This is a genomic window from Dactylosporangium sp. CA-233914 (assembly GCF_050942935.1).
Taxonomy (GTDB): Bacteria; Actinomycetota; Actinomycetes; order Mycobacteriales; family Micromonosporaceae; genus Dactylosporangium.
Window position 1 is genome coordinate 8,299,024 of record NZ_CP192030.1, and the last position, 24,865, is coordinate 8,323,888.

26 protein-coding genes and 1 pseudogene are annotated in these 24,865 nt (G+C 72.8%); 13 read left to right on the plus strand and 14 right to left on the minus strand.

What is annotated here, in order from left to right:
- Positions 1 to 125: 125 nt before the first annotated feature.
- Positions 126 to 980, plus strand: a complete 855-nt coding sequence (locus ACQPY0_RS37055) for an MBL fold metallo-hydrolase (protein WP_432971566.1) — start codon at positions 126 to 128, stop codon at positions 978 to 980.
- 43 nt (positions 981 to 1,023) lie between these two features.
- On the opposite strand, the gene ACQPY0_RS37060 is transcribed toward ACQPY0_RS37055, so the two are convergent.
- Positions 1,024 to 2,205: a zinc-dependent alcohol dehydrogenase gene (locus tag ACQPY0_RS37060; RefSeq protein WP_432971569.1), complete on the minus strand. Its 1,182-nt coding sequence runs from the start codon at positions 2,203 to 2,205 to the stop codon at positions 1,024 to 1,026.
- A gap of 242 nt (positions 2,206 to 2,447) precedes the next feature.
- Here ACQPY0_RS37060 and ACQPY0_RS37065 point away from each other — a divergent pair, with 242 nt between their 5' ends.
- Both ACQPY0_RS37065 and ACQPY0_RS37070 read left to right on the plus strand, forming a co-directional pair.
- Entirely contained in the window at positions 2,448 to 3,662 is a 1,215-nt protein-coding gene (locus ACQPY0_RS37065) for a sugar efflux transporter (protein WP_432971572.1), read from the plus strand.
- A gap of 109 nt (positions 3,663 to 3,771) precedes the next feature.
- Entirely contained in the window at positions 3,772 to 4,995 is a 1,224-nt protein-coding gene (locus ACQPY0_RS37070) for an MFS transporter (RefSeq protein WP_432971575.1), read from the plus strand.
- On the opposite strand, the gene ACQPY0_RS37075 is transcribed toward ACQPY0_RS37070, so the two are convergent.
- The 3 genes from ACQPY0_RS37075 to ACQPY0_RS37085 form a co-directional block, all read right to left on the minus strand.
- Entirely contained in the window at positions 4,956 to 5,978 is a 1,023-nt protein-coding gene (locus tag ACQPY0_RS37075; RefSeq protein ID WP_432971578.1) for a hypothetical protein, read from the minus strand. The genes ACQPY0_RS37070 and ACQPY0_RS37075 overlap by 40 nt on opposite strands.
- A gap of 250 nt (positions 5,979 to 6,228) precedes the next feature.
- Positions 6,229 to 6,723, minus strand: coding sequence for a hypothetical protein (locus tag ACQPY0_RS37080; RefSeq protein WP_432971581.1), 495 nt, complete (start codon positions 6,721 to 6,723; stop codon positions 6,229 to 6,231).
- A gap of 81 nt (positions 6,724 to 6,804) precedes the next feature.
- On the minus strand, positions 6,805 to 7,608 hold the full coding sequence (locus ACQPY0_RS37085) for an SDR family oxidoreductase (protein ID WP_432971584.1): 804 nt from the start codon (positions 7,606 to 7,608) through the stop codon (positions 6,805 to 6,807).
- A gap of 96 nt (positions 7,609 to 7,704) precedes the next feature.
- On the opposite strand from ACQPY0_RS37085, the gene ACQPY0_RS37090 reads away from it, so the two are divergent.
- Positions 7,705 to 8,415, plus strand: a complete 711-nt coding sequence (locus ACQPY0_RS37090) for a helix-turn-helix domain-containing protein (protein ID WP_432971587.1) — start codon at positions 7,705 to 7,707, stop codon at positions 8,413 to 8,415.
- On the opposite strand, the gene ACQPY0_RS37095 is transcribed toward ACQPY0_RS37090, so the two are convergent.
- Positions 8,397 to 8,975: a dihydrofolate reductase family protein gene (locus ACQPY0_RS37095; RefSeq protein ID WP_432971590.1), complete on the minus strand. Its 579-nt coding sequence runs from the start codon at positions 8,973 to 8,975 to the stop codon at positions 8,397 to 8,399. The genes ACQPY0_RS37090 and ACQPY0_RS37095 overlap by 19 nt on opposite strands.
- A gap of 161 nt (positions 8,976 to 9,136) precedes the next feature.
- On the opposite strand from ACQPY0_RS37095, the pseudogene ACQPY0_RS37100 reads away from it, so the two are divergent.
- Positions 9,137 to 9,334 (plus strand): annotated as a pseudogene (locus ACQPY0_RS37100) (hypothetical protein); the annotation flags it as partial.
- A gap of 397 nt (positions 9,335 to 9,731) precedes the next feature.
- On the opposite strand, the gene ACQPY0_RS37105 reads toward ACQPY0_RS37100, so the two are convergent.
- Together ACQPY0_RS37105 and ACQPY0_RS37110 are read right to left on the minus strand one after the other, a co-directional pair.
- Positions 9,732 to 10,520 carry a hypothetical protein gene (locus ACQPY0_RS37105; RefSeq protein WP_432971593.1) on the minus strand — a complete coding sequence of 263 codons (789 nt, stop codon included), beginning with the start codon at positions 10,518 to 10,520 and terminating at the stop codon, positions 9,732 to 9,734.
- A gap of 97 nt (positions 10,521 to 10,617) precedes the next feature.
- Positions 10,618 to 11,604 carry an SDR family oxidoreductase gene (locus tag ACQPY0_RS37110; protein ID WP_432971596.1) on the minus strand — a complete coding sequence of 329 codons (987 nt, stop codon included), beginning with the start codon at positions 11,602 to 11,604 and terminating at the stop codon, positions 10,618 to 10,620.
- 348 nt (positions 11,605 to 11,952) lie between these two features.
- Between ACQPY0_RS37110 and ACQPY0_RS37115 the strand changes: the two genes are divergently transcribed.
- The 4 genes from ACQPY0_RS37115 (at position 11,953) to ACQPY0_RS37130 (ending at position 15,809) form a co-directional block, all read left to right on the plus strand.
- Positions 11,953 to 12,501 carry a GNAT family N-acetyltransferase gene (locus ACQPY0_RS37115; protein WP_432971598.1) on the plus strand — a complete coding sequence of 183 codons (549 nt, stop codon included), beginning with the start codon at positions 11,953 to 11,955 and terminating at the stop codon, positions 12,499 to 12,501.
- Positions 12,502 to 12,617: 116 nt separating this feature from the next.
- Positions 12,618 to 13,580 (plus strand): septum formation family protein, encoded by a 963-nt coding sequence (locus ACQPY0_RS37120; protein ID WP_432971601.1) that lies wholly within the window; start codon positions 12,618 to 12,620, stop codon positions 13,578 to 13,580.
- Positions 13,581 to 13,675: 95 nt separating this feature from the next.
- Positions 13,676 to 14,893, plus strand: a complete 1,218-nt coding sequence (locus ACQPY0_RS37125; protein ID WP_432971604.1) for an erythromycin esterase family protein — start codon at positions 13,676 to 13,678, stop codon at positions 14,891 to 14,893.
- An 85-nt stretch (positions 14,894 to 14,978) separates the two neighbouring features.
- Positions 14,979 to 15,809 carry a hypothetical protein gene (locus ACQPY0_RS37130; protein ID WP_432971607.1) on the plus strand — a complete coding sequence of 277 codons (831 nt, stop codon included), beginning with the start codon at positions 14,979 to 14,981 and terminating at the stop codon, positions 15,807 to 15,809.
- 100 nt (positions 15,810 to 15,909) lie between these two features.
- Here ACQPY0_RS37130 and ACQPY0_RS37135 read toward each other — a convergent pair whose 3' ends face one another.
- Positions 15,910 to 16,575: a hemerythrin domain-containing protein gene (locus ACQPY0_RS37135; RefSeq protein ID WP_432971610.1), complete on the minus strand. Its 666-nt coding sequence runs from the start codon at positions 16,573 to 16,575 to the stop codon at positions 15,910 to 15,912.
- Between the two features lie 117 nt (positions 16,576 to 16,692).
- Here ACQPY0_RS37135 and ACQPY0_RS37140 point away from each other — a divergent pair, with 117 nt between their 5' ends.
- Entirely contained in the window at positions 16,693 to 17,805 is a 1,113-nt protein-coding gene (locus ACQPY0_RS37140) for a LuxR C-terminal-related transcriptional regulator (protein WP_432971613.1), read from the plus strand.
- A gap of 28 nt (positions 17,806 to 17,833) precedes the next feature.
- On the opposite strand, the gene ACQPY0_RS37145 is transcribed toward ACQPY0_RS37140, so the two are convergent.
- Entirely contained in the window at positions 17,834 to 18,301 is a 468-nt protein-coding gene (locus ACQPY0_RS37145) for a hypothetical protein (protein WP_432971616.1), read from the minus strand.
- A 4-nt stretch (positions 18,302 to 18,305) separates the two neighbouring features.
- The gene (locus ACQPY0_RS37150; protein WP_432971619.1) at positions 18,306 to 19,208 is read right to left on the minus strand and encodes a sigma-70 family RNA polymerase sigma factor; all 903 of its coding nucleotides are present in this window, start codon (positions 19,206 to 19,208) and stop codon (positions 18,306 to 18,308) included.
- 153 nt (positions 19,209 to 19,361) lie between these two features.
- Between ACQPY0_RS37150 and ACQPY0_RS37155 the strand changes: the two genes are divergently transcribed.
- A complete protein-coding gene (locus tag ACQPY0_RS37155; protein ID WP_432971622.1) occupies positions 19,362 to 20,108 on the plus strand; it encodes a hypothetical protein in 747 nt (248 codons plus the stop codon).
- Here ACQPY0_RS37155 and ACQPY0_RS37160 read toward each other — a convergent pair.
- The 3 genes from ACQPY0_RS37160 to ACQPY0_RS37170 form a co-directional block, all read right to left on the minus strand.
- A complete protein-coding gene (locus tag ACQPY0_RS37160) occupies positions 20,085 to 20,309 on the minus strand; it encodes a hypothetical protein (RefSeq protein WP_432971625.1) in 225 nt (74 codons plus the stop codon). The genes ACQPY0_RS37155 and ACQPY0_RS37160 overlap by 24 nt on opposite strands.
- 200 nt (positions 20,310 to 20,509) lie before the next feature.
- The gene (locus ACQPY0_RS37165) at positions 20,510 to 20,800 is read right to left on the minus strand and encodes a peptidoglycan-binding domain-containing protein (RefSeq protein ID WP_432971628.1); all 291 of its coding nucleotides are present in this window, start codon (positions 20,798 to 20,800) and stop codon (positions 20,510 to 20,512) included.
- Between the two features lie 136 nt (positions 20,801 to 20,936).
- Positions 20,937 to 23,600, minus strand: coding sequence for an AAA domain-containing protein (locus ACQPY0_RS37170; protein WP_432971631.1), 2,664 nt, complete (start codon positions 23,598 to 23,600; stop codon positions 20,937 to 20,939).
- A gap of 74 nt (positions 23,601 to 23,674) precedes the next feature.
- Here ACQPY0_RS37170 and ACQPY0_RS37175 point away from each other — a divergent pair, with 74 nt between their 5' ends.
- Positions 23,675 to 23,950, plus strand: a complete 276-nt coding sequence (locus ACQPY0_RS37175; RefSeq protein WP_432971634.1) for an ArsR/SmtB family transcription factor — start codon at positions 23,675 to 23,677, stop codon at positions 23,948 to 23,950.
- The gene (locus ACQPY0_RS37180) at positions 23,947 to 24,306 is read left to right on the plus strand and encodes a VOC family protein (protein ID WP_432971637.1); all 360 of its coding nucleotides are present in this window, start codon (positions 23,947 to 23,949) and stop codon (positions 24,304 to 24,306) included. Before ACQPY0_RS37175 ends, ACQPY0_RS37180 begins: the two co-directional genes overlap by 4 nt.
- Before the next feature lie 169 nt (positions 24,307 to 24,475).
- Here the strand turns inward: ACQPY0_RS37180 and ACQPY0_RS37185 are convergent, their stop codons facing one another.
- A complete protein-coding gene (locus ACQPY0_RS37185) occupies positions 24,476 to 24,721 on the minus strand; it encodes a hypothetical protein (protein WP_432971640.1) in 246 nt (81 codons plus the stop codon).
- Positions 24,722 to 24,865 lie beyond the last annotated feature (144 nt).

Consider the following 24,865-nt stretch of genomic DNA (forward strand, 5'->3'; position numbering starts at 1 on the left):
CACCCCGGGCAGCCAGAACGGCCCGGTGACCACGGACACGTTGCTGACCGCGCGGTGACGTCCGGGTTGTATCGCCGCCCGGCGGGTAGTCCTCTTTCGACGGACGTTCACGGAGGGGAGCCGACATGGAGGCCTCGGTCACGTTCATCGGCAACGCGACGGTACTGCTGCGGCTGGGCGGGTTCACGGTGCTGACCGACCCGAACTTCCTGCACCAGGGGCAGCGGGCGTACCTCGGGCACGGGCTGTGGACCCGGCGGCTGACCGAGCCGGCGATGGGGCCGGACGACCTGCCCGCGCTGGACGGGATCGTCCTGTCGCACCTGCACGGCGACCACTTCGACCGCATCGCGCGGCGGCGGCTGCCCCGGGAGGTGCCGGTGCTCACCACGGTCTCGGCGGCGCGCAAGCTGCGCAAGTGGCGCTTCCACGACGCCGTCGGACTGCGCACGTGGCACGACGCGGTGCTGCACCGCGACGGCGAGACGCTGCGGGTCACCGCGGTCCCGGCCCGGCACGGACCGACCGGCGTGCACCTGGCGATGCCGCCGACGATGGGCACCATCGTGGACTGGGAACGCGACGGGGAGCGGCGGCTACGGCTGTACGTCAGCGGCGACACCCGGTTCAACCGCCGGCTCCTGCGCGAGATCCCGCGCCGCTTCGGCGACGTCGACGTGGCCCTGCTGCACCTGGGCGGCACGCGGGTGCTCGGCGTCCTGGTCACCATGGACGCCCGCGACGGCGTGGCGCTTTCCAACCTGATCCGCCCCGAGCTGGTGATCCCGATCCACCACGACGACTACACCGCCTTCCGCGACCCGGTGTCGAACTTCCTGCAGCCCACGGTCGCGGCCCGCATCCCGGCCGAGGTGACCCCGGTCCTGCGCGGCGAGACCATCGCGCTGCCCACCGCCCAGGAGCGCGCCAGCAGCCTGCGCACCCCGCGCTCGGAGCCGGCGGTGTCGCCGACCTCGTAGGCCTCGACCCGTCCAGCGGCCGCATCGCGGCGAGAGTGCCGGGTCAGGGCTGTAGCAGTACCTTCACGGTGCCGTCCTTCTTCTGCTGGAACGCCGCGTAGGCCTGGGGCGCCTCGTCCAGCGGCATCCGGTGCGTGGCGAAGGACTCGACGCCGAGCGGGTCGTCGTCGCCGGTCAGCAGCGGCAGGATGTCGTCCACCCAGCGCTTGACGTTGGCCTGGCCCATCCGCAGCTGGATCTGCTTGTCGAACAGCACCATGAGCGGAACCGGGTCCGCCGTGCCGCCGTAGACGCCCGACAGCGAGATCGTCCCGCCCCGGCGGACGGCGTCGATCGCCAGGTGCAGGGCGGCCAGCCGGTCCACGCCGGCCTTGTCGACGAACCTCGCCGCGAGCGCGTCCGGCAGCAGACCGGCGGCGGTCTGGGCCAGCTTGCCGGCCGGCGAGCCGTGCGCCTCCATGCCGACGGCGTCGATGACGGAGTCGGGCCCGCGCCCGCCGGTCAGCTCGCGCAGCCACTCGGCGACGTCGTCGTGCTCGGACAGGTCGACGGCTTCGACGCCGCCCGCGTGCGCCCGGGCCAGCCGCTCCGGGACGAGGTCGACGCCGATGACGCGGTACCCGCGGTAGGAGGCGATCCGCGTGCACATGTCGCCGATCGGTCCCAGGCCGAGCACGGCGAGCGTCCCGCCGGGCGGCACGGCGGCGAACTCGACCGCCTGCCACGCCGTCGGCAGCACGTCGGAGAGGTAGACGAACCGGTCGTCGGACGGCCCCTCGGGCACGACGATCGGCCCGAACTGCGCCTCGGGCACCCGAAGGTACTCCGCCTGCCCGCCCGGCACCTGGCCGTACAGCCGCGTATAGCCGAACAGCGCCGCGCCCTTGCCCTCGGACCGCACCTGGGTCGTCTCGCACTGGGCCATGAGGCCGCGCTTGCACATCCAGCAGTGTCCGCAGGAGATGTTGAACGGGATGACGACCCGGTCGCCGGGGCGCACGTTGGTGATGTCGGCGCCGACCTCCTCCACGACGCCGATCGGCTCGTGGCCGAGGATGTCGCCCTCGCTCAGGAACGCCCCGAGCACCTCGTACAGGTGCAGGTCGGAGCCGCAGATGCCGGTCGAGGTCACCTTGATGACGATGTCGTTGGGCCGCTCGATGCGCGGGTCCGCCACCGTGTCGACCCGCACGTCGCGCTTGCCGTGCCAGGCGACCGCCCTCATGGCGCGGACCCCGGCCCGGCCGTTGCTGCTTGGCTCATGCGCTGCGCCTACCCGGTGCCCTCACCCGGAAACAAACCCGGCCCGGCCGTTGGTCGGGTGGCCGCGGCGACGTGCAGGTCCGGGATGTGACGCCGCGGCTCGTGGCGGTCGGCCGGCGGGGCCGGTTCGGGTGCCCGGCATCCGGCCCCGCGGTCACCAACCACGCCGGGGCAGGCCGGCTTCATGACCGGTAAAGTACGCCCATGACGAGCACCGCCCGCGCCGGGCTGCGCGGCCTGAGCCCCGCCCTCATCCCCCTGGGCGTGATGTTCCTGGCCGTCGGCATGTCCACAGCCGTGGTCCTCCCGTTCCTCGCCCTGTTCCTCAGCACCGACGTCCACGCCGGCCCGGCCCGGGTGACCGTGTTCCTCGTCGCGGCGCCGGCCGCCGGCGTGCTCCTCACGACCCTCGTCGGGCGGTTGTCCGACCGCGGCCCGTACCGCCGCCGCATCCTCGTCGGCGCGGCGCTGGCCGGTGTCGCGGGCACGGCCGCCACCGCGTTCGTGCGCGACTACTGGGTGCTGCTCGCCCTCGCGGTGACCGCGACCGCGCTGTCCGGGGCGCTGTTCCCGCAGACCTTCGCCTACGCCCGCCAGGTCCTCGAGCGCGACAGTCCCGGCCACGCGGCCCTGGGCATCAGCACCATGCGCACCGTGTTCTCCCTGGCCTGGGTCGGCGGCCCGGCACTCGCGGCGCTGCTGCTGGACGTGGGCGGGTTCCGCCTGCTCTACGGCGTAGCCGCGGCCCTGTACGCCGTGGCCGCGCTCGTCGCCGCGCTCGTGCTCGGCAACGTCGCCACCCCGCGGCCCGAGGCCCCGCCGGACGTCCCGGGCGACGCGGCGGCCCCGGCACTGCCCCGCCTGCTGCTGCCGCTCACGCTCGCCGCGTTCGTCCTGCTCCAGATCCCGATGACGCTGGCCGTGCAGGCCCTGCCGCTGTTCATCCGCGAGGACCTGCACCGCGACCCGTCCGCCGCGGGGCTGGTGCTCGGCCTGTGCGCGGCGCTGGAGATCCCGCTGATGCTCGGCCTCGGCGCCCTGACCACCCGGTTCCGGCTGCGCACGCTGATCCTGGCCGGCGCCGTGGCCGGGGTCGCGTACTACGCGGTCGCGCTGAGCACCCCGAGCCTGTGGATCCTCGTCGCCGCCCAGCCGGTCAACGCCGTGTTCATCTCCGCGGTCTCGGGTGTGGGCATATCCTACGTGCAGGACCTGATGCCGGGGCGCCCCGGCCACGCCACGACCCTGTTCACCAACACGTTCCCGATCGGCGCGGCGATCGCCGGCCCGCTGCTGGGCGTCGCGGCGCACTTCGGGTACCGCTGGGCGTACGGCCTCTCGACCGCCCTGTGCGGCCTCGGCCTCCTGCTGCTGCTGGCACCCGGCCGGCACCGCCCGGCCCGGCCGGCGGCTCCCTGACGCTGCCCGGCTTCGGCGCGTAGCCGGCGATCCCCGCCGGGGGGTTCGTTGGACAGTTCCTTCCTCTAATGGGATTGGCGAACGCGAGCCGATCATGCTTCGCTGACTCGTGCTCTGGACGCCCAACTTCAGGCGGTACTTCATCGCCCGGGTCGTATCCGTATTCGGCGACGCGATGCTCGTGGTGGCCGCAGCACTCGCGGTCGGGCAGGCCTACGGCTCGACCGGGGTCGGGTTCGTGCTCGCCGCGTGGATGGTGCCGTTCCTCGGCTGCATCCTGTTCGGCGGGGTGTTCGCCGACCGGATCGGGGCGCGCCCGCTGATGCTCGGCGCCGACCTGGTCCGGCTGGTGGCGCAGGGCACGGTCGCGGTCGCGTTCTTCGCCGGTACGCCTTCGATGTGGCTCCTGCTCGTCTGCTCGGCCACGAGCGGCGCCGCGGCGGCGATGTTCCAGCCGGGGGTCAACGGGATCGTGCCACTGGTCGCCGACGACCCGCACCGTGCCAACGCGACCCTAAAGGTCGCCCAGTCCGTGGCGCAGCTGCTCGGGCCCGCGAGCGCCGGCCTGGTCTTCGGGTTCCTCGGGGCCGGGCCGGTGTACGCCGCCGACGCCGCCTCGTTCGCGGTGAGCGCGGCCTGCCTCGCCGGCCTGCGCCTGAGCCGGATGCCGGCGAACGGGGCCGGCTCGTCACCGCTGCGCGACCTCGCCGCCGGGTGGCACGAGTTCCGCTCCCGCACGTGGATCTGGAGCGTAATCCTGGTCTGGGTGGTGTACGGCGTGCTGCTCTTCGGCCCGCTCATCCCGCTCGGCGCCGTGCTCGTCAGCCAGCGGCTCGGCGCGCCCGCGTACGGCTGGACCGAGTCCGGCCTCGGGGTCGGCGCCGTCGCCGGCGGACTCCTCGCCGCCCGGGTCCGGCCCGGCCGCCCGCTCGCCGCCGGGGCGGTCGCCATGTTCGGCTACGGGCTGCTGCCCCTGGCGATCGCCCTGCACGCGCCACTGGTCCCGCTGCTGTGCGCGGCGGTCGTCAACGGCGCCGCGTGGGCGTTCTGGTCGGTGATGTGGCAGACGAGCGTGCAGACCCACGTGCCGGCGGAGATGCTCAACCGCATCACGTCGTACGAGGTCTTCGGCTCCGACGGCAGCCTGCCGATCGGTCAGGCGCTCGCCGGCCCGGTCGCCGCCGTCGTCGGCGCGGAGACGGTGCTGGGCGCGTCCGCGGGCGTCAGCGCGCTGGGCTGCCTGGCGCTGCTGCTCATCCCCGCCGTCCGCGGCCTGCGCCGGGCCGCCCCGACTCAGTCGCTGTTGAACCAGACCCAGACGTCGGGCTTGTAGGGCACGCCCGCCTCCACGAACCAGCCGGCGACGATGTCGCGGTTCGCCTCGATGCCCCGGCCGTCGCCGAGCGCGCCGCGCGCGACCAGCTCGCGGAAGCAGGCGGCGAGCCGATCGGCGCCGAGCCCGTCGTGGGCGAGGCCGAGGCTGCCCTCCAGGTGCGCGAGCAGTGCCTCCAGGGAGTCGTACGGCGTGACGGCGCTGTAGACGTACTCGCGCCCGGCATCCCCGGGCCGGGCCCCGTAGTCGTAGAACTCCGTGAACGAGATCTTGTTCTCGATCGAGGACACGAGCAGCGTCAGCGAGAACAGGCAGTCGGTGTTCTCGCGCCTGGTGTGCAGCAGCGGGTATCGCCGCTCGAACCGCTCCTGCGTCTCGACCCCGAGCCCCGCGCAGAGCCCGGAGACGGCCTCGACGCTCGCGCCCCCATCGCCGGCGAACGCCGTGAACCCGGCCAGGAACCGCCCGATCCGGTCGCCCGCCGCGATGTCCACAGAGGACTGCGGATACCGGCCCGAGAGGTGCTCGGCGATCCGGTCCAGGGCGTCGTACTCCATGACGACCTGCCGCCGCCCCTCCTGCCCGCCGTGCTGCGAGAACGTGATCGCGGGCGGCCGCCCGTCGGGCTCGACGGCGAGCGTGACGCTCCTGGTGAGGTGCGCCCACGGCACGGTGCTCGCCCGCCGCACGAGCAGCCCGGCCGCGGCGAGCAGATCCGCGACCCGCTCCCGTGCCCCCATCGGCGGCAGGTCCAGCTTCCCGCGCTCGGCGAGATCGGCGACGGCGGCGACGAGCGGCTCGGGATCGCCGTCGAGCCGCGCCTCGACCCGGAACGAGGTGAACCGCCCCATCCATCCGATCCCGTCCCCGGTGTACTTCTCCGCGAAGGTGAGCCTGGCCGGCTCGCCACCGACCGTGACGACAACACTGCGCCGATGACCGGTCGGCATCGCCGAGGTGTGCAGAACCCGCTCCCCGCTCATCCCTCCACGATGTCAAACGCCCGCCAGTGCGGTTGAATCACGCCTTCGAAGTTGACCTTGGAGGCGCCCCGGCGATGCCACGCACCGTGACCGCGTCAGCCGTCCTGCTGGCCGTGGCCGCCCCGCTGGTCGCGTCCGTCGCCTGCTGAGCTTCCTGGACTACGGCTACGGCGAGCAGACCCACACTCCTGCTGGCGAGCCTCGTCCTGCTCTGCGTACCGCCGGCGAACCGCTTCTTCCGTCCCGCCGCCTAGTCCTCGACCCCGAGGTCGGCCCGCATGGCGGCGCGCAGCTCCTCGCGGCGCTGATTGACGATGCGAACCCGCTCGTCCCAGGCCGCCCGGTCGTCGAATCCGACGGCCTCGAGCTCGTACTGGGACGTGTTGTACGCCTGGGCGAGCTTGCGCACTCGGGCACCCGCGCTGATGGTCAGGTACAGGTAGGCGTCCTGCATCGCCGTCACGGCCGGCCGGGTGCGCTCCGTGGCATCGGCCGGCTCCCCCCGCCGCGCCTCCTCCAGCGCCTGGTAGAACCGGTTGGCGGCCACGAGGTAGGCATGGCAGGCGGCACGCAGCTCGTCACGCCGCGCCCGCACCCTGGACTCGTCGGACGCCTGCACCCGCGCCCGCTCACTCCACCGCTGATTGAGCGCCGCCGTGATGAGACTCATCGCCCCGGTGACCAGCACACCCCCGAGCGCACCGACCAACGCGAGCACGGCAGCGTTCGAACCCCCATCAGCCACGCGCGGATCGTACCCAACCCCGCCGGTCGGCGCCCACGCTCCCGCGGCTGAGCGACGATGTCGCCGCGATCGGATACCCGGTCAGCGGCGCAGGTCGTGGCGGCGGTGGGTGGCCTTCTCCACCAGCGCCGAGGGCAGCAGGCGGCGCAGCGGGAAGACGATCGGCGCGTTGCTGCCCACGGCGTAGTGCGCCCTCGGCCGGGGCGCCTCGATCGCCTTGACGATGGTCGCGGCGACCCGCTCGGCCGGCACGCCCGCCCGCTCGTTGCGGTCGAGCGCGGCCAGCATCCGCTCGAAGTCTCCGCGGTGCGGCGAGCCTTCCGAGGTGTACTTCGTGCGGCGCTCGCTGATCCCGGTGTTGATCGACCCGGGCTCGACGGTGGTCAGCCACACACCGAACGGCGAGTACTCGTGCCGGGCCCCGTCGCTGAACCCCTTCAACGCGGCCTTGGACGCGACATACGACGAGCGGTACGCGAGCGGGAACGACGCGAGCATGGACCCGACCATCACCACCCGCCCGCGGCCTCGCTCACGCATGCCGGGCAGGAGCAGCTGGGCGAGCCGGACCGGCCCGAGCACGTTGACCTGGAACAGCCGTCGCAGCGCGTCGCCGGGCAGCTCCTCGAACGGCCCCGACTGGCTCTCCCCGGCGTTGTTGACCAGCACGTCGACCGCCCCGGCGGCGCCCGCGAGAGCGTCGATCGACGCGTCGTCGCCGAGGTCGAGCGGGAGGTACTGCACCCCGTCCGCCCGCTGCCCCGCCGCGAGCGCCTCCGGCCGCCGGCTGGTGCCCACGACCCGGTAGCCCCGCGCGACCAGCGCGGCGGCGGTCGCCTTCCCGATCCCGGACGACGCCCCAGTGACCAGCGCGGTGCGATCCATCGCTGCACCATATCGCCGCCCGAACACCCCGGCCACGTCCGGGCTTGGTGACCGACGCGGATGGGATGCGCGGCGAACCGTGCCTATCCTACTGCCGTGGGGTTGCGGTTCGAGACGCGCGCGTCCGACTCGCCGTGGGTCGACACCGTGTGGACCTGCACGAGCGAGCAGGTCGCGGAGATGACCTCCGTCGCCGCGGTGTGCTGGGGCCTGGTGTTCTTCGAACGCGAGGGCACCGCCTACGCGAGCATCACCGGCCCCGAGACCCGGACCGGCACCGCGCCGGTGCCGCAGGGCGCGACCTTCGTCGGGATCGAGTTCGCCGTGGGCACCCGGCTGCGGGCTGTGCCCATGCTCGCCCTGGTCGACGGCGGCATCGAACTCGCCGACGTGACGCGCAGGACCTTCCGGCTGGATGGCGTCCGCTGGGAGACGCCCGGGCCCGACGACGCCGAGGCGCTGGTCGACCGGCTCGTCCACTCCGGAACCGTGGTCCGTGACCCGCTCGTCACCGAGATCAGCCGGGGCCACCGCCCAGCGGTCTCCGCGCGCACCGTCGAGCGCCGGTTCCGGGCCGCGACCGGCCTCACCCAGGGTGCCGTACGGCAGATCGGACGCGCCCGCCGGGCCTCGACGCTGCTGGCCGCCGGCGTCCCGGTCGCCGATGTCATCTCCGGGCTCGAGTACTTCGACGAGCCGCACCTGGCCCGTGCGCTGCGCCGGTACGTCGGACGTACAGCGCGGCAACTGCGCGAGGGCACCGGCGGTGCCATCGCCCTGGACCTGGATCAGCCGACAACGTCGTAGATCAGCTTGATCACGCCGTTCGGGTAGGGCTCGCACGCGCGGAGGTTCAGCATCTGCTTGTCCTTGTCCGCCCGGCTGAACAGGCTCTTCCCGGCTCCGAGCAGCACGGGGAAGACGAGAAGGTGGTACCGGTCGATCAGGCCCGCGTCCGCCAGCCGGCGGGCGAGCTCCGCACTGCCATGGATGAAGATCGCGCCACCCTCGCTCTTCTTGAGCTCGACGACGTCGTCGGCCGAGCGCAGAATCGTCGTCGGACCCCACCCATCGACGAGGGCGCCGTCGCGCAGCGTGGTCGACAGCACATACTTGGGCAGTTCCCGATACGCGGCGTGGTCGTCCGAGTCGCGCCAGACCGGCGCGAACGCCTCGTAGCTTCTCCGGCCGAACATCAGCGCCGTCGTGTCCTCGAGCTCCTCGCCCTTGAGCGAGAACGCCTCCGGCAGGAACTCGACGTCCTTGATCACCCAGCCACCGCTGCGGTGATCCTCGCCCGGCCCACCGCCCGGGGAATCCACGACACCGTCAAGCGAGACAAAGCCGGTATATACCAATTCACGCACGTGCTGTTCTCCTCATGGTCAGGCGACGAGACGCGGCGTACCCCGCCCATGCTAGGAAGCGCCCCTACGGCCGTCTTGTACGGAAACGACAGCCCGGGAGACGGCCCTGAACGCCACGGGGAAGGCCGCCCTACGTGCTGGCGTGGCCGTACCGTTGGCCGGTGGACGTCTTTCTCCTCTGGCACATTCGGCACGCGCCCTTCGCCGACGGCCGGCCGACACGACATCGCGACGCGGCGGGTGAACTGGACTGGGACGAGGAGGAGGGCGACGACCTGAAGGCCCTCGGCGTCTACTCCTCGGAGCAGAAGGCCCAGGACCGCATCGCCCGCGCCCGGTCGCTGCCCGGCTTTCGCGACGAGCCCGACTGCTTCCTCATCGACCGCTACACCCTCGACGAGGACCGATGGGCCGAAGGCTTCATCGGTCCGAGTTCGATGTCTGGGGGGATGCACGTGCTGACCTACAAGCTCGTGTTGGCCCTCGCGAACTTGATGGTGTCGATCGACCTTGCCGACGAGGAGGAGATCTCGGCGGAGGTGGGATCGGACCTGCTGAACGATGCGGTCGGCCTACTCGGTGAGCTTACGGCCGAGGAGTCGGACGAGCTACAAGCGCTGATCGCACGGGTTGCCGCGGAAACGGACGATCCGCAACGTCGGCAGGCAGACGTCCACGGCTGGGGTCATGACGACCTTCCGGCCGAGTGTTCGGCGTCCCGGGCGGGTCGGTGCAGGTCGAGCAGGGCTTCCCGGCTCAGTGTTCCGGCACCGGTGTGGCCGCCGCGTCCGTGGTCACCGCACCCGTGCCCCGGACGGCGGCCACCGCGCCGAAGGCGATGCCCCAGAGTATGCTCAGCGCCGACCAGACCGGCGCGAGACCGCCCGGCGTGTCCGGCTGGGCGAGACAGACGAGGCCGAGATAGGCGGCCACCAGCCCGGCTCCGACGCCGACGTAGCGCCGGCCCCGCGCCCAGGCCGCCGCCGTCACGCTGAGCACCACGAGGACGAGACCCACCGCCCCCTGCACGCTGTAGTGGTCGAGCCCGATGGTGATGTCGTCGGGCAGCCCAACCCGGTTCGCCGCGTACATCTCGTGGGCGTACAGCAGCCAGGGCAGCGCGCCGAGCCCGGCCAGAACCGCCAGCGGCCGGTCCACCCGGACACCGCCGGCCGTCAGCGGCTCACGCCCCGGCACGAATGCGACGGCGAGCGTCTCCCCGGCCACGGCCAGCGCGACGAGCAGCAGGCCCCACTCGAACGAGACGGCCGCGGAGACCGCGAGCACCGCCGCGACGCACAGCAGCTGTACCACGGCGGGCGCCGAGCGCTGGGGCCGCACGGCGATCCGCACGAAGGCCGCCGCGACCAGTACGGTGAACAGCAGCCCCCAACCGGCATTCAGCGCCACCGCCCAGGCCGGGTCCCACGTCACCGCCAGGTCGGGCACCCCGAACCCGGGATAGACCAGCCACGTCAGCGCGAAGACGACCGCCGCGACCCGGACACCGGCCGTCCGGACCGCCCCGCCGGAACCGCGAACCACCGCCCACCCCTCTCTCGCACAACAGTGTCAGGTTCGCCGAAAACCCGGTCCACCGGCCAGGTTTGCCGACAACCCGACACAGCAGGGCGGGCCGAAGTCACCAGCGGTCGCGCATCCGGCGCAGCACCAGCGTCGTCGCGCCGGCCGCCGCCGCGAGGGCCATCGTGCCCGTCGCGACCGGATGGGTGCTCGCCGCGACGAGGTAGCTGCGCCGGCGGACCCAGCCCTCGTGCGAGCCTCGCTCACGCAGGTCGTCGCCGGCGTGCCACAGCGCGCTCGCCTCGCGTGGCCGGGACGGGCGGTCCGCGCGCTGCGACCAGTACATGTACCGGCGCATCACGCGGTCGGTCAGCTTGGGCGCGATGTTCGCCACCGTCGCCAGGACCTTCGCCTGCGAGCCGACGTACAGGTCCCGCTTCGGGTGCGCGGCGGCGTAGAGGATGGCCTCGGCGACCGCCTCCGGCGGGTAGAGCATGCCCCGGCGGGCCGGCCGCTCGTCCAGGTAGCTCTCGGCGTGCTCGTCGTACGGTGTGTCGATCCCGCCGGGGTGCACGAGGGTGACCGAGACCGGCAGCCCCGCCGCGTTGACCTCGACCCGCAGCGCGTCGGTGAATCCGTGCACGGCGAACTTGGCGCTGCCGTACGTGGACTGTACGGGGGTGGCGCGGTCGCCGAAGACGCTGCCCACGTTGATGAGCGCGCCCGGCCGCCCGCTGTCGCGGAAGTGCTCGACGGCGGCCCGCGAGCCGTGCACGACGCCCCAGAACACGGTGTCGAACACCCGGTGCATGTCGTCCAGCGAGACGTCCCAGACCTGCCCGTACAGCGAAACGCCGGCATTGTTGACCCACGTGTCGAACCCGCCGAACGTCTCCACGGCGGTGCGCGCCACGCGGGCCACGTCATCCCGCCGGCCGACGTCGGTCACCACGAACGCCGCCTCGCCGCCCGCGTCGCGGATCTCGTCGCACAGCGTGCGCAGGGCGTCCTCGTTGCGGGCGGCGAGCACCAGGCGGGCGCCGCGCCGCGCCGCCATCCGCGCCGTCACCAATCCGATGCCGCTCGACGCGCCCGTGATGACCACGGTCTGCTGCTCGAGCGGGCGCAGCCTGAGTCCTCCGAGCCTCCCGCGCGACCCGTTACCGCCCGGATCCGGCCGGCCGGGCAACCCGGAATTACCACCGGAGCCACCCGACGCACCGCCGGCGGCACCGGACGCGTCGTCCTCGACGATGCTCCGTTCCTCGGCCGTGCCAGGGTCCTGCCCGCGATCCGCCGACGTCATGGCGCGCCTCCCTTTCCTGCGACCGCACAGACTGCCTTCGGCGACGCCGCTACCCGGTCGGTTCGACGAGAAACCCTGGGCGAGCCCGCGTCGTACGGCGCGTCCCCTCATGTGGTTACGCCCGGACGGGGAAGCGACCATGTCGTCATGGAACTGCTCCGGACGTCGCGGGTCCTGTTACGCCGCTGGGAAGGCGACGACCTGCCCGCGTACTTCGACCTCTACTCGCGCTGGGAAGTCATGCGCTGGCTCGGTGCGGCACCGCGACGGGCCGTCCAGGACATGTCGGAGGCACGGGAACGTCTCGCTCGATGGCACGAACGGGAAGCGGGCCTCGACGCCCCGTTCGGTCTCTGGGCCCTGGTGCCGCTCGAGAGCACCGCACCGGCGTCGGACCCCGTGGGAACGGTGCTGCTCCTGCCGCTGCACGATGCCGACGGTCGCACCGATCAGACCGAGATCGGCTGGCATCTGCACCCCGACCACCACGGACGCGGTCTGGTCACCGAGGCCGCGCGAGCCTTGCTCAGCGCCGCCGCCGACGCCGGCGTCCATCGCGTGCTCGCCCTGACCGACCTCGACAACACCGCGTCGCAGGCAGTGGCGCGCCGCCTCGGCATGGCCGACGAGGGCCTGACTGATCGCTGGTTCGGCATGACGGCCCGCCAATTCGCCTGGACGGCCCGCGGCCGGTGATTCCGGCCGCTGGGCGGAAACGACATCCGCACGCGCCCGCCACGACGCCAGCGGCGAGGCATGCTGAGCCACCCGGAACGTGCCGCCCGGCCGGAGCGTTGACAAAACCGGTACCGGTGCTGACGCTCTTTATCGGCGCGCGGAACGACACGGGGGCGACGACGGTGAAGAAGGCTGCACGGTTCGTGACGGTGGGCGCGCTCGTACTGGCGACGGCCGCGTGCCAGGCGCCGGCCGGCACCGACGGGGACCTCGCCGACGACTGGCGGCCGCTGCCCTCGCCCGCGTTCGAGGTACCGGACGTCGGGCAGTGCTTCGACGGCCAGGCACGGTTCTCGTTCGATCCCCGGTTCTACCGGGCCACGCCGGTCGCGTGCGAGCGGCGTCACGCGCTGGAGGTCGTGCTCGTCGGGACCGTCGACGGTGAGGCCGCGGCCGCCGCGGCGCCGCCCGAGCCGGGAAGCGCGGGATACCAGGCCGCGTACGCCGCGTGCGGGAAGGCCGCCGACGAGTACGTCGGCGGGGACTGGCACGACGGGCTGCTCGGCATCGACGTGCAACTGCCGACGAAGACCCCGTGGGGCGGCGGGCAGCGCACCTACGTGTGCACGGTCTACGGCAGCGCCACCGCGTACGGCACGATGGCGTTCCGCACGGGTTCACTCAAGGGCGCGATGGCCGGTGCGGCGCCGTCGGCGATGCACTGCCTCGACGTCGTCGCCGAGCAGCGAGCCGACGGCTGGTACCAGCATCTGTCCGCGATGACCCCGATCGACTGCGCGAAGCCGCACGGCGCCGAGTACACCGGCAGCGTCATCGTCCCCGGCACCACGCTCCCGGTTGGCGACAAGCTCGAGACCATGATGATCGACGCCTGCTGGGCCAAGGTGGCCGCGTTTCTCGGGTTGACCCAGTCACAGCTCAGCAGCCGCTCCGACATCCACATCACCTGGGACGGCATGAGCCAGAACCAGTGGCAATCCGGCGACCATCACCAGCGGTGCTTCGCGATGGTGCCATACCAGCGCAAGGTCCACGCCAGCCTCAAGGGCCTCGGGAAGACAGCCCTGCCGGTGTGACCCGGGCCAGGGACGCGATTTGAAGGTTTGGCCGCGCTTGTTCGCCACTGTCGCGGAAAAGTATCAACCGTTGGTTCAACGATACGGTCGATGGCATGACTGCTGCCATCAAAGACGCCGTCCATGTCGTCGACGCCGCTACCGTCATGGGGTTGCTCCCGGCCCGGCCGCGACTGCTCGCCATGGGCGAGCCCACGCACGGCGAGGACGTTCTGCTCGACGTGCGAAACGAGCTCTTCCGGCAACTCGTCGAGCAGGAGGGGTACCGGACGATCGCCATCGAGAGCGACTGTCTGATGGGGCTGGTCGTGGACGATTACGTGACGTCGGGTGCCGGCACCCTCGACGAGGCCATGGAGCGCGGCTTCAGCCACGGGTTCGGCGCGTCCGCGGCCAACCGCGAGCTTGTGCGCTGGATGCGCGCGTACAACGACGGCCGGCCCGGGTCCCAGCGGGTGCGCTTCGCCGGTTTCGACGGCCCGCTGGAGACGACCGGCGCCGCGAGCCCTCGGCAGGCCCTCACCGCACTCCACGCCTACCTCACCGCCCGGGTCGACGCCGACCTGCTTCCGTGCACCGCGGAAACCCTCGACCGCCTGCTCGGCGCCGACGACCGGTGGAGCGATCCCGCGGCCGTGCTGGACCCGTCCCGGTCCGTGGGGCAGACGCCCGAGGCCGGACAGCTGCGACTGCTCGCCGACGACCTGGTGGCCCTGCTCGACGCGCAGACGCCACACCTGATCGCTGCGTCCTCGCGCGAGGACTGGGACCGGGCCCGCATGCACGGTCGTACCGCCGTCGGGCTGCTGCGGTACCACTTCTGGATGGCCGACTCGTCCCCGGGCCGCATTGCGCGACTGCTGGGCGGGCGGGCGTCGATGATGGCCGCCAACCTGCTCGCCGTCGCCGAGCGGGGCCCGGCGATGGTGTACGCCCACAACGGGCATCTCCAGCGGGACAAAAGCAGCGCGCGGATGGGCGGCCTGGCGCTGCACTGGTGGAGCGCCGGGTCAATCGTCAGCGCTCAACTCGGCGAGGGGTACGCCTTCGTGCCCACGGCCATCGGCACGATCCGCCACCGCGGTGTGGACACCCCGTCCCCGGACACCATCGAGGGGCTGCTGTACGCGCTCCCGGAGGACCGGTACGTCGTCGACGCCCGCCGATTGACCGCCGTCCTCGGCGACGTGGCTCCCCGGGTGTCCCCCTGGTTCGGCTACGCCCCGCTGGACCCGGCCCACGTGGCCCGCCACGACGGGATCGTCTTCGTCAAGGACGCCCCCGCGGGGAAAACGTGGTGGCCGGTGGCGTGATCGCCGACCGGAAACCCGTTTGCCGGCTCGGCTGCGGGCTGTTGTAGTGGAGCGTGCCGAACCCCATTGCGCAGGAGGTGTACGGGTGCGCGGAAGGCCGCGTCCGCACGCGGTGACGCAGGTCGTCGATCGCATGAAGCTGCACCGCCGCCGGCTGCGGCTGGACGGGCGGGAGTACACGGTGGTGACGCTGCGTCCCGGCACCGAGGTCCGCTTCAGCACGAACTTCTACCACGGCACGTGGCACGTACTGTCGGACTGGCGCGGCGCGCGATTGCTCGGCCGCCTGCTGTGGGGGCTGGCGTACCAGCGCGTTCCCGGCACGCTCGTGCTGATCGACCGGCCGCACCTGGATCCCAACCCGTTCGACGCGGAACCCGCCGACCCGATCGCGCTGGTGCCGGCGTTGCTCACCCCGATGACCGGCAAGGCCGCCCGGGAGCTGCGTCAGCGCCTGCCGCTGCGCGGCGCCCCGGACGGCACCGTCCGATGGCACACCCACGGACTGGACGCCGCGGTCGCCGCGCGACGTGAGGCGCGGAAACGGATCCCGGGCAGTTGGCGTGCGCCGTGGATCCCGCCGCGCGGATTTCAGCAACGGGCCGACCGGATCGGTGGCCTGGTCACCTTGACCGCCACGCCGGCAATACTCAAGGAGAACGCGGCGGTTGTCCATGAGCTGGGCGAGCACGCCTTCGCCGGCATGGACTACGCCGAGATCGACTGGCCCAACGGCGAGATCCAGGTCTTCCGCGACTACCGGCGCCGCGTGTCGGCCGCCGGCACGGCCCGCCGCGAAGTGCTCGCCGAGCGGCCGGGCCCGCTGTCCCCGGCCGGCCTCAACCCGCTGATCTGGGACCGCGGCACGGACGTGCGCGACCGGCGGCGGCCGCGGGTCGCGCGGCGGGACGGCTGATCGTCATCGGGTGCACGTGGTCAGCTGTGCGTGGTCGTGGGCCGGCGTCACACGTGGTGTACGACCTGACCGGCCTGACGGCACGGCACAGCTGGTCCCTTCAGCTCAGGCGCAGCGCCACGCGGGCCTGCTCCACCTCCTCGCGGGCGAGGACCTGCTGTGCCACGTCCGCGACGGCTCCTCGGATCGCCGCCGGTGCGGCGGCGAGACCGGACAGCCACGCGAGCCGGGCCGGACGATCGAGTGCCGGCAACAGCCAGCGGATCGAGGTTCGGGTCACCGGGGCAGGGGTGGCGGCGAGGAACTGCTCACGGCAGGCGACCAGTTGCTCGTCCGTGCACACCTGCCAGATCGCCGCCATCACGGCCGTCTCTTCCTCGTGCAGGTGGTGCAGCGTCGAGCCGACGTAGCGGGAGAGGTCGCGGTACCAGGCGAGCCCAGCCGCCGGGTCCGCCTCGGTGCGCAACGCGATGAAGCGTTCCTGCAGGTCGGCCAGTAGATCGTCGAGGTCTCGATGGTCGTCCTCGGGCAGGGCGAGCGCGGCCTCGTGGCCGTCGAGGAGCCGGAAGATGTACTTGTCCTCGTGCTCGGTGTGGCTGTGCAGGAGCTCAACCATGGCATCCCAGCACGTGCCGAGTTCGGCGCGCTCGGCCGGGTCGCTCCAATCCGTCGCGCCGGCGCGTACGGTCAGGTCGCACAGGCCGGCCCGGATGGCCTTGTGAATTCCGGTGAAAAGGTCGACGCGCGGCGTGGTCAGCTCGGTCATCAGGCGAGTACTCCATTCATCAGTGGCTCGTCAGCAACCTATGGCGAGCGGAAAGCGCGCCACCATCCCTGCTTTGTGGGGGTACAGGCCGCATCCGGAACCGGCGATACTGGCGACATGAACTTGCGGCAAGCCGTCAGGCGTCTCGCTGCCGGCGACAGCGACCTCGACGCGGTGCGCCGGGGTCTCGACACGCTGTTGCGCAGCGCTGTCCATTACGACTTCGCCGCCATCTCGACGATCGACCCCGCCACCATGCTGTGGACCAGTTGCTACGTGTCGGGCATCGATCCGGCGGGGTCTCGCGACCGGGAACGGGTCCTCTTCGACCTGGAGTTCCGGGGCGAGGATGTCAACGGCTACACCGAGTTGGCGACCCGGGCCGTCCCGGTGGCGTCGTTGCACCAGGCGACCGGAGGTGACCTGTCACGGGCGGCCCGATGGCAGACGTTGCTCAGCCAGCTGCGGGTCACTGATGAGCTCCGGGCGGTCCTGCGATCCGAGCAGCGGTGCTGGGCCACCCTGACGCTCTACCGAGCCGGCGAGGCGCCCCGTTTCACCGCCCATGACGTCGCACTCGTCGCGGACGCGAGTTCCACGATGGCCGAGATCTTCCGGCTCGCACTGCTGCGCGCGGCGCTGCGCGTCCCGGTCGGGCTCGAGCATCCGCCCGGGATGCTGCTGGTCGAGCCGGACGGGACCGTGGGAGGGGTGTCCGCCGCCGCCGAACGCTGGTTGAGCATGCTTGACGACCGGGGCCGTGTCCCGGCCGTCGTGCAGTCGGTGGCCGCGGCCGTGCGCGCCGGCAATCCGATGGCGCGGGCCGCCGTCCCCAGCCGCTCCGGCCACTACGTGGTGTTGCATGGTTCCCCGCTTTCAGGCGCCGGGATCACCGATCCTGCCGTCTCGGTCATCATCGAGGGCGCCCGCCCGATCGTCGTCAGCGACGTCATCGCGAGCGCTCACGGTCTGACCGTCCGTGAGCGTGAGGTGACCGGACTGGTGGCGTTGGGTCGCAGCACCCGTCAGATCGCCGGCGAGCTGGGCATTTCGCCGTTCACCGTCGCCGACCATCTCAAGTCCGTGTTCGCGAAGGTCGGTGTGCGAAGCCGCAGCGAACTGGTGGCCGCCATCTACCACCGGCACTACGAACCACGGGCCGCCCAGGGTGCTCATCCCAGCCCGTACGGCTGGTATCTGGACCAGAACGTCGCGGGTGTACCCGGCTGAAGCCGATCCGGTCCAGGGACGCGTGCGTTCAAGCCGGCTCGGTGTGAGCGCGCAGGACGGTGCCGAGATGGTCGGCGGCGCCGCACAGGCCCTGGATCGCGTCGGCGACGACCGGCCCGGTGCGCGGCGGCGCGCTGAGCAGCTCGACCAGCACGCCGAGGGTCGTGGCGACCGCGTCGGCGACCGGGTCCGGGCGGCGGCCGCGCTGCCGGGCGACAATGTGCTGGACCCACGCCAGGCGGGCCGCCTGCAGCGCCTCGACGTCGCCGGCCGCGCGGTCGGCCTCCCAGTGCAGGTCCGCGCGGTCGTCGACCTCGAGGCCGGCGAGGCTCTCCAGGGCCTCCTGGCGCGCGACGAGCGCGGCGCAGATGTGCGCGAGCAGGTGCGCGCGCCGCCGGTCAGGGTCCAGATCCCGCATGATGTACAGCGGATCGCCCGCGATCCCCAGCACGGTCATCGCCCGCAGCAGGTCGTCAGTGCTCGGCAGCGGCTGCATACCCTCAGCCTAAGGGCAGCGCGTCCGGCACCCCGAACGCGGGGAACAGCGCCGGGTCGTGCCACACGTCGATCTCGGCGAGGCGGCCGTCGCGCGCGGCGAGCACGATGAGGGCGAAGGCCTCGTACCGCGATCCGCCGGGCGGGCAGACGTACGCGGCCACGGCGGGCTGGCGGTTCGCCGCGACCGGCAGCATGCGCCAGCGGCCGGGCGTGTTCATGTCCTTGCGCAGCGCGGCGGCGAGTTCCTCGCGGCCGTTCCAGGTGCCGAGCCCCTCGATGGTCATGCGCACGTCGTCGCCGAGCACGGCGACGAGCGCGTCGGGGTCGGCGTTCTCGTGGGCTTCGATGTACCGTCGCAGCAGCTCCCGCTCCTGCGGCCCGGCCTCAGCCCGCCACGCCAGGCGGCCGTCCGGCCAGTGCGAGCGCAGCGTGGCCCGGGCCCGCTGCAGGGCGCTGTTGGCCGCGGTGACGCCGATGCCGAGCAGCGCGGCGGTGTCGGCGGCCGGGAAGGCGAGCACGTCGCGGAGCACGAACACGGCCCGCTGCCTGGGCGGCAGCAGGCGGATCGCCACCATGAACGCCAGCGATATCGTCTCCCGGCTCACCGCCACGGACTCGGGGCCGGGTTCGTCGTCGAGGAGCTGGTCGGGGTACGGCTGCAGGGGTGGGCTCGGGCGGCGCAGCGTGTCCAGGCAGGCGTTGGTGGCGATACGGTACAGCCACGTGCGCGGGCTGGCACGCTCCTCGAACGTGTCCCGCCCCCGCCACGCGCGCAGGAACACCTCCTGGACGTGCTCCTCGGCCAGGTCGGCCGAGCCGAGCATGCGGTAACAGTGGACCTGAAGCTCTCGGCGGTACCGGCGGCTCAGATCCCCGAAGGTGTCGGCGTCCACGATGACAGTCATATCGGTACAGACGCGGAAATCCCCGCCGTTCACCGATCGTGCCCGCCCAGGGGCGTGTGAGCCCGTTCACCGGTTGCCCTTAGGCTGTGTCGAATTCGCGGCGGCGGTGACTCCCGGCGACCCGATACATTCCCGGGCATAGGAGGTGGCGCAGTGTCACAGAGTGCGAACGGGGAAGACGAGTTAGGCCGACGCAAGGCCTGGCTCTACTACCTGCTCGTGGGCGGCGCGGGCATCCTGCTGCTGCCCTTCACGGTGGCGCTGCACGCCGAGCTCTGGCCGGAGCTGCTGGCGTTCCTGCTGCTCGTCGGCACCGGCGTGGTCGGCCTCGTGGCGGCGCTGCGCGCGCACAAGCCCCGAGCCCTGCTGATCCGCCCCGACGAGTTCGTCGCGCCGCCGTCGTATTTCCGGCTCGCCGTCAACGCCTCGGCCATGCCCGCGCTGGTCGGCGTGCTGTTCAGCATCGTCTATGACGACGACGACTGGGGCGTGTTCACCTGGATGCTGTTCGCAGCGACGATGGGCTGCGTCTATCTGCTGGTGTACACCCTCGTGATGCTCATCCGCGGCACCGGCGGCCTGGTCCTGCGCGCCGACAGCCTGACCGTCGTCGACGCGTTCACGACGCACGAAGTGCCGTGGGCGGCCGTGATGTCGGGCCCGCTGCCGACGGTCTTCGGCGTGGGCCGCCTGGGCATCCTGTGGCCGGAGCTGGTGACGAGCCGGGGCCTGGGCCGCAAGCGCAACCTGCAGCGCGTCCAGCTGCAGCTGCAGTCCAGCGCCGTGGACCGCGAGTTCCTCCACGACGTGATCAACCACTACCTGAACCACGTGGAGGACCGGCCAGGCATCGGCACCCAGGAGGGCCTCGACCGCCTACAGGCGACACTGCCGGCCTGAACCACGGACCGCAGCAGTCCAACTACGTTCCGCCACACGAACGCTCGGCTCGGACCGCCCGTCCGGCCCGGCAACGGCACAGGGATGGATGATGCCCAGGTCGACGCCCGCACCCGGGCCGGTCCCGGCCGGATAGGTCGCGACCGGGACCTCGGCGGTGACCTCCAGCCGCAACCGGCCACCGTCGGCGAGCAGCGTCACGGACCGCACCTGCTCGGTCGGATACGGTATCGCCCGGTTCAGCCGCAGCCACAACGGCGCGGACCCGGCCATGGTCGGGAGTCGCAGCCGACAGCCGTCCAGCTCGCCGAACGTGCGACGACGCCCACGGCGCAGCACCCCGCCTGCGACCCCGCCGCAGGTACCACCGAGCGACTGGCCCACATCGGCGTTGCAGCGGCTCAGGCAGCCATGCCGAGGTCGCGCAGGTGGCGGGCCTCGCGGGCGGAGCGGGCCAGGGCCTGACTGGTACGCGGCCCGGCGATGCCGTCGACGACCAGGCCGGCGCGGGCCTGGAAACGGCGCAGCGCGGCGGGCAGCTCGGCGTCGAACGCGCCGGGGCGCAGCAGGCCGATGTCGATGAGCAGGGCCCGCACCTCGCGCGGGTCGGCGGGCGGGACGGCCTCGTCGGCGGCGTTGACGGTGCCGGCGAGGGCGGCGCCGACGACGGTGAAGATGCGGCGTACGGTCATACGTCGAGTGTGGTGCGCAATCGCCTTGGTGACCTCAGGGAAAACCCCGTCGTCCGCCCGGAGATCCGAGTTCGCCGATCGCGGGGCAATCCCGGCCCCCCGGTCTCGGCCGGCGGTCTCGGCCGGCGGCCTCGGTTCACAGGTCGAGGGCGGCCCGGACGGCGTCGCCGCGCCAGCGGGTGGGGAAGGCGTCGCGCAAGGTCCAGCCGGCGCGCAGCAGGGCGCGTTGCCGTTCCAGGTGGGCCGCGTTGCCGTCCGGGTGCGGCCGGCAGATGTAGCCGACGCCGTCCACGACGAGGTCGATGGTCCAGTCGCCGACCGCGTACGCGGCGTGGACCTCGCGGCCGGCCGCGGACAGCTCGGCGGCGAGGCGGGCCGCCCACGTCGCCGTCGCCGGAGCCGCCGCGTCGACCGGCGCGGATGGTGCCGAGGCGTGGGCGAGGAAGTCCGCGATCAGGCCGGTGCCGGCGGTCAGGGACGTGACCAACACCAGGCGTTGCCGCGCCCGCGTGGTCATCACGTTGAACAGGTTCGGCTCGGCGGCGAAGCGCTGCCGGGCCGGCGTGTCGCCGTCGACCAGGCCGAGCGAGACGATGACGGTGTCGGCCTCCGCGCCCTGGAAGGCGTGCACGGTCCCGGACCGCAGCCCGAGCCGCTCGATCTCCTCGGCGGTGAACTCCTTGAGCAGCGCCGCCTCGATCGCGTCGGCCTGGGCCCGGAAGGGCGTGACGATGCCGATGCCGGGGCCCGGCAACGAGCGCACGACCTGGATCACCGCGTCGACCTCGGCCTGGTTGACGCCGTCGCGGACCGAGGCGCCAGCGACCCGTACGACGTCGATGGCGTCCAGGCGCTCCGACGCCGGCGTGCGGGTCATCAGGGTGAGCCGCCCGTCGTAGAAGCGCCGCGCCGCGAACGCGATGAGGTGCGGCGCGCACCGGTAGTGCTCCCCCAGCCACGTCACCGGGGCGGCGCCGACGGCCACGTCGAAGGCGCTGGAGCGCCGTACGTCGATGCGCTCCGGCAGCCCGTGCCGGGCCAGGGTCGCGGCCACGTCGACGTCGGCGACGAAGGACACGAACCGCAGCTGGCTCGGGTCGCCGGCGACCAGGGCGCGCCGGGCGCGGGCCAGTACCGGTGCGGCCCGGATCTGGTCGATGTGCGCGGCCTCGTCGAGAATGACCAGGTCGAACAGCCCGGGTGTCGGCGGCAGCAGGTCCTCGACGTCCGCGACGGTACCGACCCACAGCGGCAGCGCCCGTACCAGCGCCGGCCCGTCCAGCGCGGCCAGCGCCTCTCGCCGCCGGTTGCGTCCGGCCCGCAGCGCGGCGCCGAGCTCGGCGGCGCTGCCCCGGGCGGCCCGGCCCCAGCGGTCGGCGGCCGCGGCGGCGTCGCGCATGGCCGCCCCGGCCGCCTCCCGCAGGCGCGCGTCCGCGGCCAGCAGCGCCGGCCACACCGATGCGAGGTCGGTCCCGCCGTTCACCGCCAGGGTCGCCGCGGCCCGGTCGGCCTCCAGCGCCTCCAGCAGCGCGGGAAGCCGCCGCGGGGCGACCCCCGCGCGCCGCCGCACCCGCCATGTCCGGAAAAAGCGAGATTCAAGGGCCTTTCTTGCCTTCTGTACGTCAAATGCCGGCCCGAACACCTTCGGCGCCTCCAGGCGCAGGCCCGCCAGGAGCGGCTCCCAGACGGCCATGGTCGCCGCCTTCCGCTCCAGATCGAGGGCCGCGCCGATGCCGTCCTCGATCGCCCGGACGGCGTCCGCGGCCGCGCGTATCTCGGCCCGCCGGGCGTCGACCTGCCGGCCCGCCACGCCCTCGGCCCGCCCGGAGGTGAGCGCGAGCGCGAACCGGTCGCGGCGCTCGGCGTTGCCGAAGAGGACGGGTTCGGCGCCCGGGTATCGCGCGAGCAGCCCGCCCAGCACCTCCGCCGCGTGCGCGGCCTGCGTGGCGACGAGGACGGAGCCGCCACGGTGGACGGTGTCCAGCGCCGCCGCGACGACCGCGTGGCTCTTGCCGTTGCCCGGCGGCCCGGAGACCACGACGATCCGCTCGCGCCGCACGCGCCGGACGACCTCGCGCTGGGCGGGGTTGAGCGGCAGCGGGGAGTACACCTCCTCGTCGGCGGTCTCCTCGGGCGCCGGGGTGTCGCCGTAGACGCGGGCGAGGGCGGTCTCGGCAAGCCCCGGCCGGGCGGCCCAGGCGCGCAGCGTGTCGCGCAGGCCGGGGGTGGCGACCTCGCGGGAGACGAACAGCCCGGCGACGGCCTGGCCGATGAGCTCGCGGTCGGGCAGCCGGGCAAGCGGGGTATCGTCGGCGGCGACCCGGTCGGGCTTGAACCCGGCCGCCTCGGCCGCGGTGCCGACCCAGGCGCCGGTCCCGGGCGCGCCCAGCCACGCCGAGGTGCCCAGCCCCGGCGCGGACTCCAGCACGGCGGCGAGTTCCCGGTCCCCGACGAGCGGCGTGACCTCGAGATCGCCGGCCGGCACGACCCGATATCCGCGCAGCCGGCTCCCCGACCCGTCCAGCCGTACCGGCTCGGCGACGAGCGGCAGCCGGATCGGCCGGGCGGTGCCATCGATCTCGGCGGTCCCCAGCAGCCACGCCCACCCGCGACGCAGGATGCGCTCCTCCCGGTGCAGCGAGTCGAGCGCCGCGAGCCGCTGGGCGGCCGTGCCGGCCGGGACGCGTTCGGGATCGGCGAGCCACAGCGGGGCGGGCGCGCCCTTGGCCACGTCGAGCACGCGGTCCCGCCCGGCCGGCGCGAGGTCGGCGAGGGCGGCGAGGACGCGACTGGGCTCCATAGGTGCCCGATTCTGTCACCGCCGCGCTCCCCCGGCTGGTTGACTATTTCGGGTAGTGGCGAAATAGTGAGCTCATGGAGGTCGACGAGCTGCTGCGGGCCGTCGCGCATCCGGCGCGGCGCGAGATCCTGCGACTGTGCGGCCCCCGCCCTCAGGCGGCCGGGGCACTCACCGACGCCCTGGGCCTGGCGCCCGCGAGCACGTCCGAGCACCTCAAGGTGCTGCGCAAGGCCGGCCTCGTCGCACTGGAGAAGCAGGGAACATTCCGGCTGTACCGCACGAATCCCGCCCCGCTGCGCTGGCTCGCCCGCTATCTGACCGATTTTTCGGATATTGGAGGAATTTCATGATGAGCAGTCCGATCGTGCACATCGACATCCACGGCGGCGACGAGCCCGCCCAGCACCGCTTCTACGCCGACCTGTTCGGCTGGCAGGTCAACGCCAAGGGCCCCGGCTACGCCCTGGTCAGCACGCCACCGGGCAGCCCGGACGGCGCCCTGGTCGAGTCCGAGGACGCCCCCGGCGTGGTGTTCGGCGTCGCGGTCGACGACCTCGACGAGGCGGTCGAGCGGGCCGTATCGCTGGGCGGCACCGTGATCATGCCGCCAACCGACAACGGCTGGGTGGTCAAGGCCCAGATCACCGACCCAGCCGGCAACCGCGTGACGCTCATCCGGTCAACGCCGCGGGATGTCCGACAATAGGGACCTGTTCGAGCGAAGCGGCCGCGTCGGGCCGCCACCTCCCGACCGGCGCCGGGTCGTAAAACGCACCCACGCCCGGACGAACATCTTCAATGAGCCGCCGGGCGCTCCAAGAGCGACTTCCAGTGTCTCACCCCTCGGCACCGGCCAGCCCACCCGTTTCCCCTGCTCAGCGGATATTGTCATACCCCTGTTCTAAGTTCTTCCCATGAGCGAGGTGCTGACCACAACCGCCGAATCGGAGTGGCGCAGCCGATTGGACGCGATGCTGGCCGAGCACAACCGTCAGGTGGCCCGCCGCCGTGCGGTCCGCGCCGAGTTCGCCGAGGCCCGCCGCCGTGGTCTGGAGGCGCGCCATGCCGAACGTCTGGCCCGCCTGGACGCCGAGGCCCGCACCGCCGAGATCACCGCCCACTGGGCCGAACAGGACGCCCGAGCCGCCCGCCGCCGCTCCCTGTCCACCCAGCCCAGCCCCGGCCGTCCGCCAACCCAGCCCGACCCGGGCGGCCCGCCGATCCAGCCCAACCCCCACCGCCCGGCCACCCAGCCCAACCCGGGC

What these genes read in the sequence shown, in the direction of transcription:
- ACQPY0_RS37175 (WP_432971634.1), top strand. Translation starts at nt 23,675, where the DNA reads ATGGAGGTCGACGAGCTGCTGCGGGCCGTCGCGCATCCGGCGCGGCGC.
- ACQPY0_RS37125 (WP_432971604.1), top strand. Translation starts at nt 13,676, where the DNA reads ATGACTGCTGCCATCAAAGACGCCGTCCATGTCGTCGACGCCGCTACC.
- ACQPY0_RS37135 (WP_432971610.1), bottom strand. Translation starts at nt 16,575, where the DNA reads ATGACCGAGCTGACCACGCCGCGCGTCGACCTTTTCACCGGAATTCAC.
- ACQPY0_RS37075 (WP_432971578.1), bottom strand. Translation starts at nt 5,978, where the DNA reads ATGAGCGGGGAGCGGGTTCTGCACACCTCGGCGATGCCGACCGGTCAT.
- ACQPY0_RS37180 (WP_432971637.1), top strand. Translation starts at nt 23,947, where the DNA reads ATGATGAGCAGTCCGATCGTGCACATCGACATCCACGGCGGCGACGAG.
- ACQPY0_RS37065 (WP_432971572.1), top strand. Translation starts at nt 2,448, where the DNA reads ATGACGAGCACCGCCCGCGCCGGGCTGCGCGGCCTGAGCCCCGCCCTC.
- ACQPY0_RS37170 (WP_432971631.1), bottom strand. Translation starts at nt 23,600, where the DNA reads ATGGAGCCCAGTCGCGTCCTCGCCGCCCTCGCCGACCTCGCGCCGGCC.
- ACQPY0_RS37150 (WP_432971619.1), bottom strand. Translation starts at nt 19,208, where the DNA reads ATGACTGTCATCGTGGACGCCGACACCTTCGGGGATCTGAGCCGCCGG.
- ACQPY0_RS37140 (WP_432971613.1), top strand. Translation starts at nt 16,693, where the DNA reads ATGAACTTGCGGCAAGCCGTCAGGCGTCTCGCTGCCGGCGACAGCGAC.
- ACQPY0_RS37055 (WP_432971566.1), top strand. Translation starts at nt 126, where the DNA reads ATGGAGGCCTCGGTCACGTTCATCGGCAACGCGACGGTACTGCTGCGG.
- ACQPY0_RS37115 (WP_432971598.1), top strand. Translation starts at nt 11,953, where the DNA reads ATGGAACTGCTCCGGACGTCGCGGGTCCTGTTACGCCGCTGGGAAGGC.
- ACQPY0_RS37060 (WP_432971569.1), bottom strand. Translation starts at nt 2,205, where the DNA reads ATGAGGGCGGTCGCCTGGCACGGCAAGCGCGACGTGCGGGTCGACACG.
- ACQPY0_RS37145 (WP_432971616.1), bottom strand. Translation starts at nt 18,301, where the DNA reads ATGCAGCCGCTGCCGAGCACTGACGACCTGCTGCGGGCGATGACCGTG.
- ACQPY0_RS37085 (WP_432971584.1), bottom strand. Translation starts at nt 7,608, where the DNA reads ATGGATCGCACCGCGCTGGTCACTGGGGCGTCGTCCGGGATCGGGAAG.
- ACQPY0_RS37165 (WP_432971628.1), bottom strand. Translation starts at nt 20,800, where the DNA reads ATGACCGTACGCCGCATCTTCACCGTCGTCGGCGCCGCCCTCGCCGGC.